The organism is Vibrio sp. HS-50-1 (assembly GCF_024747315.1).
Taxonomy (GTDB): domain Bacteria; phylum Pseudomonadota; class Gammaproteobacteria; order Enterobacterales; family Vibrionaceae; genus Vibrio; species Vibrio diabolicus.
This window is the reverse complement of sequence record NZ_JAMPZF010000042.1, coordinates 120,963-140,327: the sequence shown is the minus strand read 5'-3', so window position 1 is coordinate 140,327 and position 19,365 is coordinate 120,963. Positions and strand designations below refer to the sequence as shown.

Here is a 19,365-nt window from a genome sequence, read left to right as displayed (position 1 = left end):
CAACCATTCGGTTGGCCTTTTTTGTCCATTTTTTATAAAAAATTCACGGATTCACACTGCGGTTAATTGGGTTCTGCAGCGATATCAATGTCTCCGTAGACTGAACCTCATCAATGGCTTGCAGCTTGTCGATCAACACAAATTGCAGTTCTTCAATCGATTTGCACATCAATTTGACGAATATGTTATACGCGCCCGTGGTGTAGTAAGCTTCAACGACTTCGTCGAGCGCGTTGAGTTTTTCTAGCGCGGAATGGTAATCACGAGCTGCGTTTAGGTTAATACCAATGAAGCAGCACACATCGTAGCCGAGCTTTTTGGTATTTACGATCACCTCCGTTCCTTCGATGATGTCAGCCGATTTCATCTTCTCAATACGCACATGGATAGTGGCAGGGCTGACATCGAACTGCTTTGCCATTTCTGCGTAGGGCGTTCTGGCGTCAGCCATCAGTGTTTTTAATATTGCGCGGTCAAGGTCGTCGAGTTTCGGCAGGCTCGCATTCATACTATTATTTCCGTTAGGGATAGAGTTTTACCTCCCTTTTATACTCATAGCGGATAGGATTCACAAGGTTTGGCAGGAGTAACTGCGGGTTAACTCCGAGCTATGGAGATAATGTGCAGCGTTTTCTGGTTATTGTCGCGCTATGTTGGAGCGCGTTTGCCGCGGCCTCAGATCCGAAAGTTTTGGTCGTGCACTCCTATCATCAAGGTTTTTTCTGGACGGATTCCATACAGCGAGGTATCGAGCAGCAATTGGGTGATCGATCGCTGGATATGCGCGTGCTCTATTTAGACTCGAAACGTAACCAGAGTGAGCAGTTTTTCGCTCAGCTTGAATCCTTATATCGTACGAAATTAAGCAAAGAACGATTCGATGCCATTTTAGTGAGTGATAACAACGCGCTTGAACTGATGCAGCGTTTGGCGCCAATCATCAAAGACACCCCGGTTATATTTAACGGCATCAACAATTATCATCCTTCTTTGCACCAATCTCTGAATGCAACAGGAGTAACAGAAGATGTCGATTTGGAGGCAAATTTAGCCCTCATAGAGCGCCTACACCCTGATTACACCCAAATTCTTATTGTCAGTGACCATTCCGTAACGGGAGAGGTATTACGCTATCAAATCGACGATTTTGTACATGAACATCCGCAATATCGCGACAAAATCGTGCAAGTTATTCCCGATAGTATCATTGACTTAAAGCAACAAGTAGCGAAGCTGAATAAAGATAAAGTCGTCCTGTTTTGGACCTATTACCGAGATAAACAAGGTGTGGTTGGCAGTGAACGTGACTGGATTGGCGTTAACAGAGCCTCAAATGCGCCGCTGTTTATGGTGCACGACATTGGCTTAGGGCACGGTGCGGTTGGTGGCGTGATCCAAAGTGGTTATCGGCATGGCATAGAGAGCGCTGAGATACTTGAGTTTGTGTTGGATAACCCTGACCAAGCTCTGCCAGCCGTGAAGAAAAGTGATTCTGAAATCAAGCTCGATTATCAAGCTGTAGTGCGCTGGGGGCTGGGTGCTGAGCAAGAGGTCTCTGCGGTATTTTTTAATAAACCGATGAAGTTTTCTGAGCGTTTTGCCAAAGAAATTCGCTTGTTTGGTAGCCTGTTTGTAGTGATGTCGGTGGTCATTTTGTTGATGGGTTACTATTTACAGCGGATGCGTCGCAGCGAGAGTGCCGCGCGAGAAAGCCAAGCCATCTTAGAATCGATTTTTGATCAGAGCATGCAGTATATGGGCATTTTGGATGCCAACGGTGTACTTAAATCGGGCAATGATCACCTGCAATCTTTGCTGTATCACCAAGGGCTGCGTTTAGACCGACCACTTTGGTTTCATCCCAATTGGAGTGAGAAAGCACAAGCGTTGCTTGAGGCGTATTTCCACGCGCCTCACCATCAAGTGTCGACGTTTGAGGCTGAAATTTGGAGTAAAGAGCACGGTACATTGGTGTTGGAAATTTCACTCAAGCCTTTTTCTCAGCAAGTAGGAAATCAAAAGCAATACTTGTTTGAAGCGCGCGATATCACTAGTCGTAAGTTGATGGAAGATAAGCTCTATCAACGCGAATCAACCCTGCGTAACTATTATGAACAACAGCCTGTCATGATGGTGACACTCGACAGCAATAACCGCATTCAAGAAGTGAATCGATTTGCTCAGCTACTCCTCGGCTACAAACCGATGGACATGCTCGGACACCGCCTAAGGGAGTTTTATTTTGATGACAAGGTACTGTTTCCTCGCCAAGTGCTATTGCAACCCAATCAACAGGTGCATGGGGTCTGGCGACGGGAAGTCGAGTATCGCCATGCAAATGGTCATCGTGTTTGGGTTCGCGAGAACATTCGTCCACTGAATGAATCTGATCAGCTATTGATTGTAGGTGAAGATATTACAGAAACTAAACAGCTTTCCGAGAAACTGGAATATCAAGCGCGCTATGACTTACTGACAGGGACTTATAACAGAAACCACTTTGAACTAGAGCTCAAGACCGCACTGCGTGAGGTGGACAGCCATCGTCGCGTCCACGCCATGCTGTACCTCGACTTAGATCAGCTAAAAGTCCTTAATGATACGGTTGGGCATGATGCGGGTGACGCGGCGATTCAATTTTGCGCCAGCATGTTAGAGGAAGTGCTGCCATACAATTCCATCTTGGCTCGAATGGGAGGCGATGAGTTTGCGGTACTACTCAAAGATTGCGACGAATACGGCGCCATTAATATCGCTAAACTGATCATCTCGACGTTGAGTGAACATCTTTTTATTTGGGAAGATACACGCTTGTTCATCAGTTGTTCTATTGGTATTCGTATCATCGATCATACGGCAGAGACGCCGCAAATGGTGCACGCTCAAGCAGACTCGGCGTGTCATGCCGCCAAGGAGCAAGGCCGTAACCGCTACAATCTGTTCAGCTTAGATAACGAAGAGCTACAACGTCGCCAGATGGAAATGCAGAGCGTCAATTTGGTGCATGAGGCATTGTCGAATCAGCGTTTAGAGTTGTTTGCTCAACCGATCAAAAGCTTACAACAGCACGATGCTCAGATGTATTTTGAGATTTTAGTGCGCATTCGCAATGGATATGGTGATTATGTTTCTCCTGCATTGTTTATTCCTGCCTCCGAGCGCTACAACATTGCGCATTGGATTGATAAACAGGTCATTACTCAAACGCTAGAATGGTTTGAGCAACGCCCGGAGGTGGTTGAAAAACTCGGTCGTTGTTCGATAAACCTTTCAGGTCAACCTATGGGGAATCAAGAGTTTATCGATTTCTTATTGGAGCGATTGGAACGTTCGTCCATGCCGTGTGAAAAAATCTGTCTAGAAATCACCGAGACAGCAGTGATGAGTAATCTTGAGCAAGCCATTGAGCTCTTCACCAAGCTCAAAGCGCTGGGTTGCATGATTGCATTGGATGACTTTGGTTCGGGCTTGTCTTCATTTGGTTACTTAAAGAAACTTCCCGTTGATATTGTGAAAATTGATGGCCTTTTCGTGCGAGATATCAACGTAAATGAAATGGACCGTGTAATGGTTCGCTCGATCAATGACTTGGCAAAACAGCTAGGCAAAGTGACGGTGGCGGAGTTTGTCGAAAACGAACAAGTCATGCAGCATTTGATCGATCTTGGTGTGGATTATGGCCAAGGCTACGGTATTGGGCATCCTCAACCGCTTTCTGAGTTAGTTGAGCGACTGACGGCTGAGTAGTCTTGTCATATCAAGCTCAACCTAGCATTGAGAGGTAACTTAGGTATACACTCAGCGCCAGTTACCGCGATTTTTTATTGGAGCCTCCTTTTGCAACTGCAATTGATCTGTGAAGACCCGTCTCAACAACCTCATCTGGATGAACTGGCTGCGCGCTGGCAGCTTTCTCACACTGACGAGAGCGATTTTGCTTTGGTGCTGACCACCGAGCGTTTAGAGCTGCGTAAAGTGGATGAGCCAAAGTTGGGCGCTATTTTTGTCGATTTAATTGGTGGCGCAGTGGGACATCGCCGAAAATTTGGTGGTGGTAAGGGCCAAGCCATCGCAAAAGCCGCAGGTTTGAACAAAGGGGCAACGCCAACCGTTCTAGACGGCACGGCGGGGCTGGGACGTGACGCATTCGTTTTGGCTTCGCTCGGCTGTAAGGTACAGATGGTGGAGCGACACCCGGTAGTCGCAGCGTTGCTAGATGACGGCTTAGCGCGTGCGAAACAAGACCCTGAAATTGGAACTTGGGTATCAGAGCGTATGTCGCTGATCCATGCCTCCAGTCATGATGCATTGGAACAGCTGGCACAAGATGAAGACTTTGTTCAGCCAGATGTGGTGTATCTCGACCCTATGTATCCGCACCCAGAAAACAAGAAGAAATCGGCGCTCGTAAAAAAAGAGATGCGCGTTTTCCAATCGTTGGTTGGCGCCGATTTGGACGCCGATGGTTTGCTAGATCCTGCCATGGCGTTAGCCACAAAACGCGTGGTGGTGAAGCGCCCAGACTATGCAAACTGGCTGAACGAGCAAAAGCCGACTATGGCGATTGAAACCAAAAAAAATCGCTTTGATGTCTATGTTAAAGCCTCAATGGCATAACTTCCTGACCGCTCAACTTTTCTTGTCACAGTACGGTGTATCGTGCTGTGATCAAGCCTCTCTTTCTGAACCGTTACTGATAGTTTTCTCTTGCTAATTCTCCTCCCTGACTGTATATCTAACTAAGAATTATTATTATTTCACTTGTTGTGATGCGGTCGATAATTGGGAAGCTGGAGTAGTAGAATGGCTAAACGCTTATGTAAAATGAGTCGTAAACAGATCGCGGCGGAGCTTGGCGACATCCATCGTTTAGTTGTCGCACCAAAGTTTGTTTGTCGCTCTTGCGCACGCTCTTCAGCGGCCAAAGGTACCCTGTGTAAACCAGCCGCTATTCCGCCGCAAAAGTGCCAAGACAAGCCATTGAACGAGCAACAATCATGTGGCTTATTGGCTGAAGCGCTGCCAGTACAACCGATTCCTGTGACAACAAAACAAAGCAACGAAAAAGCAGCGATTGTGAAGCGTGTTGTTGAGCGCGTGAAAGAGAAAAAGCAAGCCGAAAAATCCCTAGAGCCAGTAAGAACCGACGCACCAGTATGGTTTGATTTAGCGGATAAAAAATCGCTTAAGAAAGCGAAAAAAGCACTGAAAAAGCATTATAAGCAGCAGAAAAAGTTGTTAAAAGTAGCGAAAAAACAACAAAAGTTACTTAAGCGTCAGCGCAAGCTTGAAGCGCGCAATGCCAAGCTAGAGGTGTTGCTATCAACGCCACCTAATGCGTTGATGAGCACAAGCTCGCAAGTCAAAGTGCATTAATCTAATCCAAAAAAACGCTCTCCAGTTGGAGAGCGTTTTTTATTGTCGGTATGTGTGTTGGGAGCGGTCGCTTTACTTCTTGGCGTAGCTCATTTCGACGCGCTTTTTCACCCAGGTTTCGTTAATCCATAGCGATAGCATGATGATCGCACCGCCAATAGCGAGTCGCATGACATCAACATCGCGGTTCCAAATCACAATGTTCACAATCAAACCTGCTGGCACTAACGCGTTGTTCATTACTGCAAGTGCTCCTGCGTTTACCATGGTTGCGCCTTTGTTCCACGCGAAGTAACCAAAACCGGAAGCAATTAAACCAAGGTACGTCAGAATGCCCCATTGCGTTGCGGTGGTGGGTAGTTTGTCGAGGTTGCCCATCAGAGCGAAAGCCACGGTTGCTACACAAAGCGCACCTAAGTAGAAGTAACCAAACACGGTGTGTTGTGGCAAATCAACCGGCTCATTTTCCATGATGTATTTGTAGCCTACCTGACCAATGGCAAAACAGAGGTTTGCTCCTTGTACGACCAAAAAGCCCAGCAGGAAGTCTTCATTAATGCCTGCAAACTTAATCCAGGCTGCGCCAAATACAGCAATCGCCGCGGTAACCAAATACCAAGGTGAAAAGCGACCTTTCAAGAAGTCATAGATCAGCGTGACGTAAATGGGTGTGAATACGGTGAACAGCAATACTTCTGGCACGGAAAGGAGCAAAAAAGATTGGTAGTAGAAGCAGTACATCAGACCGAGCTGAAAGCCACCGACCGTCATCAGTTTCGCGATTAAGGATTTGCTAACGCCGCGGAATTTTAAAAAGGGAATGAAAACCAGACTCGCCAGTGCCACGCGCATGAACACCGAGAACCAAGAATCAACCTGACCAGCGAGGTAAACGCCGATCAGGCTAAATGAGAATGCCCAAAGTAGGGTAACTGCGGATAGATAAGCCATGGATGAGAATCTTTATCAACAACAAATGTGCCCGCAGTCTAACCAAGTTTTAACGTCGCGCCAATCAGTCTTTTAGCGGTACGACCAGCATATCGACTGGAGAGCAGTTAATCAGTTGTCGAGTCGAAGACAGAATCTTGCTCCAGAAATCTTGGTGATGACCACAAACCACCAAATCGATACTGTAGTCTTGAATGGTATCGCACAGCTCATTACTCAAATCGCCACTACCGACTAAAGTATGGGCAATTGGGTATTGCGCATATTCTGCGAAATTCGCCAATTGTGTGCGCGACGCTTCCATTGCTTGATGTTGCGCTTCTGCCATATTGATGTCGATAAGCCCGGTGTAGAGCTCTGCGTAGTTCACGTCGATGTGAATAAAAGAGACTTTCGCATCCAGAGGTTTAGCCAGTGATACGGCTTTTTTAATCAACACTTTACTGTCGTCTGACAGGTCGACTGCCACAAGTATGTGTTTGTAACTCATATTGCTATCTCCTTGTAAGGTCATAGTTTTAGATTAGCACTAACCCCCAAAAAAATTTGCTGAAGTGATCTCATATCAGTGTCGTAGGTACAAAGTCTTGTCTCAGTAATCATGTTATAGTGGCGTTATACCCAAGTGACTTTGAGATGCGGAGTTCAGCGCTCCGTTACTGACTATAGTTCAAGTAAAACCTTGCCTCTGATGTAGAGTAAGTCAATCTCGCGGCGTCGTTTATTTCGAGGTTACTTGGGTATATTGCATGCACATTAATAGGAGTTAACATGCTGTCTCAAACTATGGTCGAACAATTGAATGAGCAAATTAACCTAGAATTTTTCTCATCCAATCTATACTTACAAATGAGTGCTTGGTGTGAAGACAAAGGTTTTGAAGGTGCGGCTGAATTTTTACGCGCTCACGCCGTAGAAGAAATGGAGCACATGCAACGCCTATTCACCTACGTAAGTGAAACTGGCTCAATGCCAATTTTGGGCGCTATTGATGCACCAAAGCATGATTTTGCTAGCTTAGGTGATGTTTTCCGCGAGACCTTCGAACATGAGCAAATGATCACGGAAAAAATCAATAAATTGGCACATGTTGCATTTACTAGCCAAGACTACTCAACGTTTAACTTCCTACAGTGGTACGTGTCTGAACAGCACGAAGAAGAGAAGTTGTTTAAAGGGATTTTAGATAAGATCGAATTAGTAGGTGAAGATGGTAAAGCATTGTTCTTCATCGACAAAGATCTAGCACAAATGGCGAAAGAAGGTTCATCTTCAATCATGGATGCTCCAGCTGCGTAAACGCGTTTTTTGACGCTATAAGTAGCGGGTAAAGACGAAGCATTGATCGTCTTTTTCTCTTGAGCATTGTTGAAGATGTAGGGAGGAAAAGATGATCAGTGGAGACACAATCTTATTTGCGCTAATGGTGGTAACTGGAGTCAACATGATCCGGTATCTCACCGCTCTTCGTTCTCTAATTTACATCATGCGTGAAGCGCATCCGTTGTTATATCAGCAAGTTGATGGCAATGGCTTTTTTACCACCCATGGAAATGTCACCAAACAGGTGCGTTTGTTCCACTACATCAAAAGTAAAGAATATCACCATCACCACGATGAGATTTTTACTGGTAAGTGCGAAAGGGTGCGTGAGCTATTTGTTTTATCGACCGCTTTGCTCGGTGTTACCCTACTCGCGGCCTTCATTCTTTAAAGAATCAATAATCTAGCGAGTTAATCTCCTAGGATTGTACGGGTATGCATAGCGCTTACCGTTTAAGCGCTTTTCCCCTTCGAGATTTGTCGGTAGAATGTCGCGCCTAGAAAGCAAGGATGTGCAATGTGCACATCCTTTTTTATTTCGATTCGATCCCAATCAGTCTAAGAGCTACCGATGAGTAAGAAATTTGATGTTGTTGTAATTGGCGCAGGCGCAGCGGGTTTGATGTGTGCTGCAGAAGCCGGCAAGCGAGGCCGCCGTGTTTTGGTGCTCGATCATGCTAAAAAGCCAGGACGTAAAATCCTTATCTCAGGCGGTGGCCGTTGTAACTTCACTAATTACGACGTCTCAGCCAGCAACTACCTATGCCAAAACCCGCATTTCGTTAAGTCGGCGCTTTCTCAATACACCAACTGGGATTTTATCTCGATGGTGTGTAAGCATGGTATTGAATTTGAAGAGCGCGATCACGGTCAGCTGTTTTGTGTCGATGCGTTTACGGCGAAAGACATCGTGAAGATGCTGTTGGCTGAGTGTGACATGCCGAATATCGAGCAGCGTTACCAATGCGATGTTCACTCAATTGAGAAAATCGATGAAGGTTTTCGTTTGCACGCGGGTACCGAGCCAGTTGAGTGTGAGTCTTTAGTTATCGCAACAGGTGGCTTGTCGATGCCAAAACTGGGGGCGACACCATTTGGTTATAAAATCGCGGAACAATTTGGTCTTCGAGTTATCCCAACTACGGCAGGGCTGGTGCCATTTACGTTGCATAAAGAAGACAAAGAAGACTTTGCTGAGTTATCTGGTATCGCGGTACCTGCGGAAATTACAGCTGAAGATGGCACCATGTTCAAAGAAGCCCTGTTGTTCACACATCGTGGTTTATCTGGCCCAGCCGTTTTACAGATTTCATCATTCTGGCGAGCGGGGCAAAAGGTGTCGATTAATCTGGTGCCAAATGATGATGTTGCCGAGTTATTAGAACGCAGCCGTGAAAAGCATCCGAATCAGTCGCTCAAAAATACGCTCGCTAAAGTGCTACCAAAGCGCTTGGTTGAAGTCTTGATTGAACGTAAAGAGCTGGTCGATAAACCGTTAAAGCAGTTCAATCAAAAGGAGCTTGCGGCGATTGTGGCGCGTTTAGAACATTGGGATATCGCCCCGAATGGCACTGAAGGCTACCGAACCGCGGAAGTGACACTCGGCGGTGTGGATACCGATCACTTATCTTCGAAAACCATGGAATGCAAAGACATCAAAGGGCTTTACTTCATTGGTGAAGTCATGGACGTGACTGGCTGGTTAGGGGGCTATAATTTTCAGTGGTGCTGGTCGAGCGGCTTTGTCGCGGGTCAGTGGGTGTAATCATGTGCAGAGACAATAAAGTTCACCCATAAGCATTAAAGCTCGCCCACAAGTATACTTTTAGACAATAAAGTTTGCCCATAGTAATGCGTTATTACTATGCTTTATGCAGGTAAGCCTTATTGGATTTAGTATGGGACGTGGTCGAAAAATCGAGTCGTTGGATGATTATCAGCGGCACTTAAGGAACAAATATGGGATAGGCCAAGGTTCTCAGTATAAGCCTTGGCTCAACATTCAGGATGTAAAATCGAAAGGTACACGCTCTCTCATTTATGGTAGAAAGTCTCAAAGAGAGCACCATATGATGTCTTCAATAGAAAGTGAGTTCTTTCACCTCGCTGAGTTTTCTACTCAAGTAATCGACATTAGGGAGCAGTTTCCCCTTTTTCCTCTCAATCTCACTCAGAAAATTGCTAAGACCCTTGGTGTCGAACATCCCACACACCCGAAAACAAAAGAACCAGTTATTATTACAACAGATCAGCTACTCACGATAGGTTCCCCAAAAGGTACGGTATATCACGCTGTTTCTGTTAAACCCGAAGATGACTCTAGTGATTTAAGGGTGCTAGAAAAAATAGATATCGAACGAGTTTTCTGGGAACTAATAGGAGTCAAGTTCAGTTACTTTACTGGAAATGAATTAACTCAAGTTCAAAGCTGTAACCTTCAGTGGGTTACATCCCCTTTTCGTCATAACCCTGTGAGTTTTTCATCTGATCAAATTGGCTATGCTCTCTCTATTTTTTCTGTTAGGCAGTACTTTATAGAAGACCTTTGTAATCAACTAATTTTATTGAACGTTACTACTCATGAAGATGCCCTACTGCTAATTCGTTTTCTAATTGCTGATAGATATATTGGTGTAGACCTGTCTACAAATATTGTTGAATCGGGATTAATTGATGTTAAGTCTGTGGCTGAACAACAAGGAGGTATCTTATATGGAGCTTCCTAAAAACAGTGTCTGGAGAGTAAGCCATTCAAATTTACTTGAAGATGGTCTCTATCGTTTGTTAGATATTTTACATGATGTTGAAATTGTTATTTTATTCTCGTTAGATGACTCTTCAACGATAATTAGACCGATGGCAGTGTCCTTGGAAGGTTTCATTGAGTCTGTTTCTAGTCGCAAAGCGGAAAAAACACACTATAAATTACCTGCTTATCTATTGGTTGATGAAGATAGAATTCCAGAAGAGCGCATTGATCGAAGAGAAAAAAATTATGAACTGATCAAAGGTGTAATATTCGATCAGAGTTTTGTATTTGATTATGCGACTAAGAAGCGTTTTACCCAGTTAAGCGAACATGCTAGGAAAGTGGGTGTAGATCGTAAATCTTTAGCTAGGTTGCTCACCCTATATTGGCGAAATGGACAGGATAAGATGGCTCTTTTGCCAGCATTTGCAAATAGTGGAGGAGCTGGTCGAGAACGAACTCCAACAACGAAGCCATTAGGTGCACCGAAACAGCCAAGAACGATAGCTGTTGACAGAGCTGCGAAGTATATAATTTATGATGATGACAAGAAGAAATTTAAGAAAGCGCTAAAGAAGTACTACCTCAAAGAATCTGGACTTACGTTGGCAAAAACCTATAAAAACCTGCTTAAAGATAGCTATTCAAAAGAAATTAGGCTGGCAGAGGTTTGGGGGCTGCCTCCTTTGGTACCAACTGAGAAACAGTTTAGCTATTGGCGTACAAAGCTATTTAGTAAAGAGCAGATAATCAAACAACGAACGTCAGAAAATGATTACCTCAGAAATAAAAGAGGAGTCCTAGGCAGTATTACAGACCGAAGCTATTTGCTTGGTACTCACTTTGAAATAGATGCAACTGTTGCTGACGTACATATCGTATCTGAATTTAGGCCAGAAGAGGTCTTAGGGCGACCGACGATTTACATCGTAGCGGATAGAGCAAGTCGAATGATAGTTGGTATGCATGTATCTCTATATCATGCTTCATGGCGTGCTGCTCGACAGGCATTAACCAATGCTTTCTTGCCCAAATCTGATTACTGTAAGAGCTTTGGTATCGATATAGAAGACTCAGACTGGCCCTGTGCTCATATCCCTAAAGAGCTGGTCTGCGATAATGGTGAAATGATAGGAGTGCAGCCCAGAAAAGCACTGACACCAATGACGCAATTATCATTTACTCCACCATACCGACCAGATTGCAAAGGGGTTGTGGAGAAACGCTTTGATATTCTTAATAAAGAGTCACTTCATGATCTATTAGGTTCAACAAGAGGTGGTCCAGTTGTAAGAGGTAATGAAGATCCAAGAAAAGTGGCACTCTATACGCTAAAAGAAGTAACTGCTGAGATAATTAAAACAGTACTAGAGCATAACCGATCCATTTTTGATGATTTGGCTTTTACTAGTCCTCTACTCATTGAGCATGATCTATCCCCAACACCTCTAAACTACTGGAAAGTACATCTTGCAAAACATAGACACGATCTTCAGTTTGCTAACAGTGATGAAGTGATCGCTAGATTGTTGCCTTCTGCAGAAGTAAGTATGACTCGAAGTGGAATATATTTTAATGGCATGTACTACTCATGTGCAGAAGTAGAAGAGCTAAACTTAGCATCTGTCGCTAGGTCGTCAGGTCGCTGGAAGCTTGAGGCAAGAATTGACGAAAATACAACGAATTATATTTATGTTCGCTTGGATAAGAACAAAGAATTTATTCGATGTGACCTTTTGTCTAGAAGCCGTATGCTAAGTGATAAGTCTATGTTTGAATCGATTTTTGTTCAGGATTGGCTCGATTATAAGAAAGAACTCACACCTATATCAGTAGCCTCAATTGATGATCATAAGCATCTACAGGATGTTACTCGACAGGCTAAACACAGAAACCAACAGACTGAAAAATCTTCTTTAAAGGATAGAACGAAGAATACCCGCCAAAGACGTAAAGACGAGTTAGAAGCGACAACAAATATGATTACACCAAAATCGGTAGCTTCAGTCGATAATGGTACTGTTGATGAAGCATCCTTTAACGATAAAGTAGTTCCATTACCAAGAGGTAGAAAAAGAAGAACTAGAGGTGAGTCATGAGAATTGAGTCTGCAGTGTACCAAGATGCAATTCTTCCTGAGCATCGAGGTAACCCAATCATAGAAGCCCTTCCAGCTAAAAAGTCATGGGTAAATGTTATGGAAGACTTTAGTAATTATCCTGATTACTCAGAAGAGATTGCTGACCATGAAGATCCATTAGTACGTGATGAGTACCTAAATCGCATTGAAGAAATCAGGCAACCTCTTACTGATTATGAAGCCTGCTTCCGAGCTGTAGAAAGAGCCATAAAAAAGGGCTATTCGACCAAGAATCCGCTGAGTCCTACAACTGCTCAATTTTTACATTATTTGGTTGATGAACGACCAGATATTGAGCCGAGAACAGGGTACTTTCAACCAAAAGGAGACGGGCTTACGCTAATCGGTGAGAGTGGTGTTGGTAAAACCTCGATGGTTGAGCAAGTTCTAGAATATTTTCCGACTGTAATTGTGCACGAGTCTTATAAAGGCATGCCACTCGATCTAAGAAAACAAGTTGTCTGGATAAAAGTGGACTGCCCTAGCAATTCTAGTGTTAGGGATCTGTGTGAAGAGATACTTTCAGCACTAGATTTAACTCTCGATAGAGAAAGAACAAAGCCTGCAGGGACGATTGGTTCTTTAATCAGGCAGCTAGAGCAGTCAATAAAATCAAGCTTTCTTGGTATTCTAGTGATTGATGAAATGCAAAACCTAAAGTTTAAAAGAACCGGTGGAGAGAATAACCTTTTAAAGTTTTTGCATCGACTAATGAACAAGTTAGGAGTTCCGCTTTTCTTCGTCGCAAATCCTCCGTTTGACCAATCTTTAATCAAGGAGCTTAAAGCTGCTCGTCGAGCTGAAAGTGGTTATCACCATACAATGTCTGTTTTAACAAGGGATAGCATCTCGTGGAATGCGTTTATAGATCAGCTTTGGCAGTACCAATGGACCAACGTATATACAGATCTTACTGAAGAGCTAAATGATGTTCTTCATTCTTTGTCTGTTGGTAACATAGATATGGCCAGTAGAACCTATAGAGAAGCTCAACGCTTAGTTATTGGCTCGGATGATGAACGCATCACCCCTGCAACTTTGTCCGCAGGTAATGCTGTTGCTTGTGGCCTTTCGAGGCAAACCGAAGAAGTGGATAGCTTAAAAGCTTCTATTACTTCTTTGCCCAAAGGTAAGCAGCGTAACTCCCAGCGCAAGGAGGAGTTAATTGTTAAGGCTGTTGATACAACAGGTGATATCACTAAACCGCAGCACCCTGAGTTTGCTTCTAGGCTGATCGAATTGGTTGGGGCCGTTGATTTGAGCAGTAGAATTGACGACCCAGCTCTTTTCCAACAAGCTGCTGGTTTAAAAAATCCTATGCGTTACCTAAGAGCTCGAAGCATCGTCCTTGACGACCCGCTCAAAGAACTATCTTAATACTTAGAAATTCGGATTAGTTAGATGGGAATTCTTCATGCAGCTACCTAAAGTGCTTCCGGATGAATCTTTATTTAGTCGTATATGTCGCCATTTGGCTACTTGTGGAGTTTCCCCAACTCAAGTTCTAAAACGACTTGTAGGCGATGGTAGAGCAGTAATTCACCCCTATCTAACTTCCAATTTACACTTAATTTGCAAGTTTACAGATGAGACGGCATCGCAGCTTTTATCGCAACAAACTTTACGGCCTATATTTTCACACTATTTACCGAAGTATCGTTCCGTGATTAATGATGTCACGGCTGCTTCTAATGACATAGTGAGAGCATGTCAATTGTCGACCTTTCGTGATTGCGAACGTTTATCCGTGAAGTATTGTCCTCAATGTGCAAAAGAAGATATGCAAAATTTTGGTGTAGCCTATTGGCATCTACTTCACCAAGTGCCTGGCCTCAATATTTGCTCTAGACATACAATATGGTTGGTTCATGTTGAGTTTACGAGTCGCAACCATGCCGGTGGCCACTTACTTCCTGATAGTAGGTGGCAATCGCGAAGCTGTGGTTATTTAACCAAAGAATTCTCAGAGTTCGTCGAGCATAAAGTTAAGAGGTTACAGTTCGAAGTATCAAACCTTGAATCTTTTAGTGATAGCTATTTAAGAAAGTTATTGCTTACTGGAGGTCTAACCCAAAAGGGAAGAATCAAACGGAAAAAAATGGCAAGGGAACTGTTTTATTTATCAAAAGAGCTATCTTCAACAAATGCTGAACTATTACCAAGGTCAGTAGACGACTATCGTTACTTTTCTTCTCTCTTTACTGGTTTGAATTCCCAGCACCCTTTTAAGCATCTGTTATTGGAGTTTTACTTATCTCGTTGCCAATCTAGTAATACAAAAAACTTTGTTCATGACGAAGAAGATTTAGGCAAAGAAAAACAGTGCTGCGACTTGTTAATATTAGGACTTTCGATGGCAGCGGTAAGTCGAAAAATTGATAAAAGCAGATGCTACGTGAAAGGTATAGCATTGAAGAATGATATTCCAGTAAACCTTAAACCCAAGACTATAACTAGGAAACTAAGAGAATCAGTAGTAGAGCTAGCAAAGAAAGGTTTTCATAGAAATGTTGTTGCCAAACGTTATGGCATTTCTGCAGGGAGCGTCGAATTAATAATTTCTACTACGAAAGGTCTTGTTGAGAGAAGGAAGCAATGTAAAGCGGAGTCTTTAAGGCGCAGGCATCGTTGCAAAATATTACGTTTCGTGGATTCTCATCCAAACGCTAATCGACAAACTATCAAGAAAGCCAACGAAGCTGCATTTTATTGGTTATACAACCATGAGGTTCATTGGCTTGAATCCGTTCTTCCAGCTGCCTCTCAGACATTGCATGTTGAAAAGATTGACTGGAATCAAAGAGATAATGAAGTTATTGCTATAGTTCGAAATCTCCTATTCTCTTCAAGCATAAAGTTATCCCGTACAGAGATGGATCGGATTATGGGTTCACATGGCTGGCTTACGTCCAGGATCGAAAAACTACCTAAAACACGAGAATTCCTTCGTGAAAGAGGGCTACTTTAGTAGTTCAAAACTATTTACTAGACCTCGATTTTGGAAGATAAATGTACTCACTTACATACCTTTAACGTTCTGGGCATTTTATGTATAGGGTGGATCAAGAATCTTTTCACAGTTTGCTGTTTCGTATTTCTGAGATTTATTCATTGTCTAACGAGCAATGTGGTCTTATAGGAAAAAATGGGCGCTGGCATAAATATCCTTCTTGGCCAGAATGTAAACTTTCGCTACTAGGACACCTTTCAGCTCAAGAACTATTAAACACTATCGATAATAGCGATCTTATTTCCTCCTTGAGCTTGTTCGATTCGCCCAAAACAATATCCATTGAACTGCAAGAGTTATGGGGCAGCAACTCACCTGGTAAGAAAGGTGATATACCCATTAGATACTGCGAGGAATGCATAAAAAAGTCTATTGTAGAAAATGGATTTGCTTATCTGCACTCTTCTTGGCTTTACTCATCAATATGTGAAACACATCATACCAACTTAAGAAAGGTTGTTGATACCTCACGTGGCAATGCAATTAAACAATTAAGGCTAGTATTTGCAGGTAAGTTTTCTGCTATAGCGAGTCAGAGAGAATGGTGTATACCTACCAATCACAAGCCGAGAAATAGAAACTTTTTAGGTAAATATGGAGTTGTAGGTCCCCTAATGCCTTGCATAAAAAGAGAGTTTCGAATATGGATACACAATTATGCAAAGCCTTTTCAAAGAAGTGCCCCTAGCGGTAACTCTGGTTTTAGTTTGAACTTTCTATATTCAGAGTCGGGCTTTTTCTTACCTATGGACTGGGACGATGAATGCTGGGAGTTTGCATTTCAGCAGGTGAGCATCTACCACTCAAATCATTTAGACAACTTTTTAAATGAAAAGGCCTTTTTCACTAAAATACCAGTGAGATTGATACCTGAGAAGACAGTAAATATAGATGTGATAAAGTTAAAAAGTAAAGATTGTATGCGATGCACTCTATATCAGTATAGTAGCAAGTATTGCGATAAAAGCCTCGTGATCGCGCATACTCGCTTACACTCTAAGGAATACAATTATTGTGTAGATGGTACAGACAATTATTGTGACTTCGTTTTAGTACAATCTAAGAGGCCCCGAAAATATCGTCAGCGGTTCTTTTGGTCGTAAGTAGTAGTAGTAGAGACATAGCTGTTGTTTTCTAGAAACCTCTAGTACACACCATTTTTGTGATGCCTAAATGAGAATTTATATGCTGTATGTTGCATTATTTCGCCTAGAGTAAATATTGTTCAGGATGAAAGATGCATATTGCCGGAGGTGTTTATCGAGAGCTTTGTAGCGTTCCGGTCTGGAATACTTTGTTTGGCTCAGGGGGAAGAGCAGCAGCAGCCTTATCTGGCCTTACTTCAGAGGTTACACTGTACACATATCTTGCGGAAGAAGAGCTAAATTCATTAAAACACATTGAAAATATGGGGGTTTGTCTAAATCTAGTAACTAGGTTATGCCCTATAGCATTTTCATATTTTCATCCACTTTCCACACCATGTATTCAGCCAGAGCGATCATCTTTGGTGGAGCACCCCCTCATCGAAGTTGTTGGGGATGCGGTACTTCGTTTTGGTTTTTTAGAGGGAAGTGCAAAAGTTCAAGGTGAGCGTGTCGTGTTTGATCCGCAAACTTGGCAGAATCAAGAGTCATACTACTCAAACGGTTCTACAGCAAAAGAGCTTGCTATTGTTTTAAATGAACTCGAACTGTTGCACAAAGGGTATGGGAACAATGTACATGAAACCGCCCAGAAGGTACTGAGAGAAGAGCGTGCTTCCATTGTAATAGTTAAACAGGGGCCAGTTGGTTCTACTGTATTTGAAGATAATGGCAACGTTAGTTTTATTCCTGCATACGAATCTGAACTAGTTTTTAAGCTAGGAACAGGAGATGTTTTCAGTGCCTTGTTTGCGTTTTATTGGGCGAAAATGAAGCTACCACCAGTAGTTGCAGCAGACAAAGCTTCCCGTGCCGTATCTATTTACTCTGAAAATAGATTATTTAGTTTCTCTCAAAGCCAATTGGAACAAAGGGAGCCTCTAAAAACTCGTCTATCAAGGAGTGTTTGTGTCGAAGGTTCATTAGATACCATCGGACAACGATATGTCCTTGAAGAAATCAAGTTTCTGTTAAATGAACTTGGCCAAAAAGCTTATTGTCCTGTACTGGATCTAGACAAACATATAGATATCAGACCAGATGTTGTTTTGGTTGTTAATGATAATTTAACCAGCGGTCAAATAAGAAAAGTTAATGATTTTTGTCATTCGGGAAGCAAAATAGTTGTTCTTGATGAAAGAGGTTTAGGTCTAGATATAGATTACAACTACGATAAGTTGACAACTGATTTAACAACCTCCATTTACTCGACTTTTTGGGTATGAATATTCATGTTTATGTCCAATCGCTACACTTAATTACAACTTAAATTAATGGGTTGTTTAATGAATGATATATATATAGTTTACCCAAAAGAAAATTTTGATATTGCGGAAAAATTATATCAACTACTTTCCGAGCAATGGACTGTTTGGTGGGATGATAAGATTGTTGGGCAATATGCTCCCGAAATAAACAAAAATATTGCAGGAACGAAATGCATATTAGCCATTTTTTCATCTTTTTCAGATAAACCTACAGTTACTGAAGAACTGAAAATCGGTGAGAAACATACAAAGAACATAATTCCCTTAAAAATAGATAGTAGCGACTCTCCTTATCCTTTTGGCGCCTATAGTAGCATTGATTTTCAAAGTTGGGATGGGGATATATCTCATCAAGGGTATCAGCAACTATTGAGAAAGGTAGGAAGTATTGTTGAGCCGAAACAATCCCCAAAGAGGCTTCAGAGCATTTTAGGTAATAAATTGCCACTACCTAGTCTATTTATGTCTGTGTCTTCGCATGAAACACATGTCTCTCCCGCTGAAGCTTTAATTGTTCTGAAGATTAGTGAAACACCAGCTATTCTTGTGTCTGCTTACGATTTGTGTCGTGATGAAGATAAGGAAGAGCTGATCGATGGAATTAGGCAATATCACCAGAACGGAGGTCTTGTTTTAATCGATTCTGGAAACTATGAGGCACATAGAAAGGATGATAAAGATTGGAAAGCAGAGGCACTAGAGGATGTCTTACGAAATATTCCACATGATCTAGCTTTTTGTTTTGATAACTTAGAGCCTAGCGATGATCTTGATACGATACTCAATGATATCGTTGATTCTGTTGAACGGGATTCCAAGTTTACAGATAAGCCTGTTCTGCCAATTGTCCATGTTCCACAAGATGAAAATGGAATCACTATGTTACCTGAATTGGTTCGAAGAGTTTCTGAAGCGCTAAGTCCTCCAATTATAGCAATTCCTGAGAGAGAGCTAGGAGCAGGAATGCAGGATCGTGCTGATGCAATGAGGAGAGTGCGAGATGAACTGAACAAACTTCCCTATTACCAACCTGTTCACTTACTTGGAACTGGAAATCCTCGTAGCATAGCAATTTTAGCAGCATCTGGAGCGGATACTTTTGATGGTTTAGAATGGTGCAGGTTTGCTATTGATGCAGATACTGAGAGTTTGCATCACTTTCAAAACTTTGACTTACTCAAAAGTCATAAAACTCCATCTCAATTTAATGATTTGCCTTATGGAGCAAGAGTTTTGTTCCATAATCTATTTTACTATCGAGAGCTAAACGATGTGATGCAATCAATGTTCTCTTCTGATCGTATTGATTCGTTTGCGGTTGGAGTTACAGATATGAAGCTCCATGAACTCATAACTATTTTTCCGAGAATTTTCCGATGACTACTTATACTCCTGAGGCCTTA

16 protein-coding genes are annotated in these 19,365 nt (G+C 42.6%); 13 read left to right on the top strand and 3 right to left on the bottom strand.

Annotated features, from left to right (window positions below; translation table 11 throughout):
- Positions 1–43: 43 nt before the first annotated feature.
- On the bottom strand, positions 44–508 hold the full coding sequence (gene asnC, locus NDJ01_RS18190) for a transcriptional regulator AsnC (RefSeq protein ID WP_005394393.1): 465 nt from the start codon (positions 506–508) through the stop codon (positions 44–46).
- 113 nt (positions 509–621) lie between these two features.
- On the opposite strand from asnC, the gene NDJ01_RS18185 reads away from it, so the two are divergent.
- The 3 genes from NDJ01_RS18185 (at position 622) to NDJ01_RS18175 (ending at position 5,376) form a co-directional block, all read left to right on the top strand.
- On the top strand, positions 622–3,747 hold the full coding sequence (locus NDJ01_RS18185) for an EAL domain-containing protein (RefSeq protein ID WP_258587102.1): 3,126 nt from the start codon (positions 622–624) through the stop codon (positions 3,745–3,747).
- A gap of 90 nt (positions 3,748–3,837) precedes the next feature.
- On the top strand, positions 3,838–4,617 hold the full coding sequence (locus NDJ01_RS18180) for a class I SAM-dependent methyltransferase (protein WP_005394395.1): 780 nt from the start codon (positions 3,838–3,840) through the stop codon (positions 4,615–4,617).
- 186 nt (positions 4,618–4,803) lie between these two features.
- On the top strand, positions 4,804–5,376 hold the full coding sequence (locus tag NDJ01_RS18175) for a hypothetical protein (protein ID WP_258587101.1): 573 nt from the start codon (positions 4,804–4,806) through the stop codon (positions 5,374–5,376).
- Between the two features lie 72 nt (positions 5,377–5,448).
- Here NDJ01_RS18175 and NDJ01_RS18170 read toward each other — a convergent pair whose 3' ends face one another.
- Both NDJ01_RS18170 and uspA read right to left on the bottom strand, forming a co-directional pair.
- Complete coding sequence (locus NDJ01_RS18170; RefSeq protein WP_258587100.1) at positions 5,449–6,327, bottom strand: carboxylate/amino acid/amine transporter; 879 nt, start codon at positions 6,325–6,327, stop codon at positions 5,449–5,451.
- Between the two features lie 64 nt (positions 6,328–6,391).
- Positions 6,392–6,817, bottom strand: coding sequence for a universal stress protein UspA (uspA, locus tag NDJ01_RS18165; RefSeq protein WP_005379165.1), 426 nt, complete (start codon positions 6,815–6,817; stop codon positions 6,392–6,394).
- A gap of 281 nt (positions 6,818–7,098) precedes the next feature.
- Between uspA and ftnA the strand changes: the two genes are divergently transcribed.
- The 10 genes from ftnA to NDJ01_RS18115 all read left to right on the top strand — a co-directional run bounded on the left by ftnA (position 7,099) and on the right by NDJ01_RS18115 (position 19,342).
- On the top strand, positions 7,099–7,626 hold the full coding sequence (ftnA, locus tag NDJ01_RS18160; RefSeq protein WP_005379167.1) for a non-heme ferritin: 528 nt from the start codon (positions 7,099–7,101) through the stop codon (positions 7,624–7,626).
- Between the two features lie 91 nt (positions 7,627–7,717).
- Positions 7,718–8,041 (top strand): universal stress protein UspB, encoded by a 324-nt coding sequence (gene uspB, locus NDJ01_RS18155; protein WP_005394407.1) that lies wholly within the window; start codon positions 7,718–7,720, stop codon positions 8,039–8,041.
- A 180-nt stretch (positions 8,042–8,221) separates the two neighbouring features.
- Complete coding sequence (locus tag NDJ01_RS18150; protein ID WP_258587099.1) at positions 8,222–9,415, top strand: NAD(P)/FAD-dependent oxidoreductase; 1,194 nt, start codon at positions 8,222–8,224, stop codon at positions 9,413–9,415.
- 133 nt (positions 9,416–9,548) lie between these two features.
- Entirely contained in the window at positions 9,549–10,376 is an 828-nt protein-coding gene (locus NDJ01_RS18145) for a TnsA endonuclease N-terminal domain-containing protein (protein ID WP_258587098.1), read from the top strand.
- The gene (locus tag NDJ01_RS18140; protein ID WP_258587097.1) at positions 10,363–12,498 is read left to right on the top strand and encodes a Mu transposase C-terminal domain-containing protein; all 2,136 of its coding nucleotides are present in this window, start codon (positions 10,363–10,365) and stop codon (positions 12,496–12,498) included. The genes NDJ01_RS18145 and NDJ01_RS18140 overlap by 14 nt, the downstream gene beginning before the upstream one ends.
- On the top strand, positions 12,495–13,916 hold the full coding sequence (locus NDJ01_RS18135; RefSeq protein WP_258587096.1) for an ATP-binding protein: 1,422 nt from the start codon (positions 12,495–12,497) through the stop codon (positions 13,914–13,916). The genes NDJ01_RS18140 and NDJ01_RS18135 overlap by 4 nt, the downstream gene beginning before the upstream one ends.
- Before the next feature lie 37 nt (positions 13,917–13,953).
- On the top strand, positions 13,954–15,507 hold the full coding sequence (locus NDJ01_RS18130) for a TnsD family Tn7-like transposition protein (protein ID WP_258587095.1): 1,554 nt from the start codon (positions 13,954–13,956) through the stop codon (positions 15,505–15,507).
- Between the two features lie 89 nt (positions 15,508–15,596).
- A complete protein-coding gene (locus NDJ01_RS18125; protein ID WP_258587094.1) occupies positions 15,597–16,652 on the top strand; it encodes a hypothetical protein in 1,056 nt (351 codons plus the stop codon).
- Positions 16,653–16,786: 134 nt separating this feature from the next.
- Positions 16,787–17,920, top strand: a complete 1,134-nt coding sequence (locus tag NDJ01_RS18120; RefSeq protein WP_258587093.1) for a PfkB family carbohydrate kinase — start codon at positions 16,787–16,789, stop codon at positions 17,918–17,920.
- Between the two features lie 60 nt (positions 17,921–17,980).
- Positions 17,981–19,342: a toll/interleukin-1 receptor domain-containing protein gene (locus NDJ01_RS18115; protein WP_258587092.1), complete on the top strand. Its 1,362-nt coding sequence runs from the start codon at positions 17,981–17,983 to the stop codon at positions 19,340–19,342.
- The last annotated feature ends 23 nt before the right edge of the window (positions 19,343–19,365 follow it).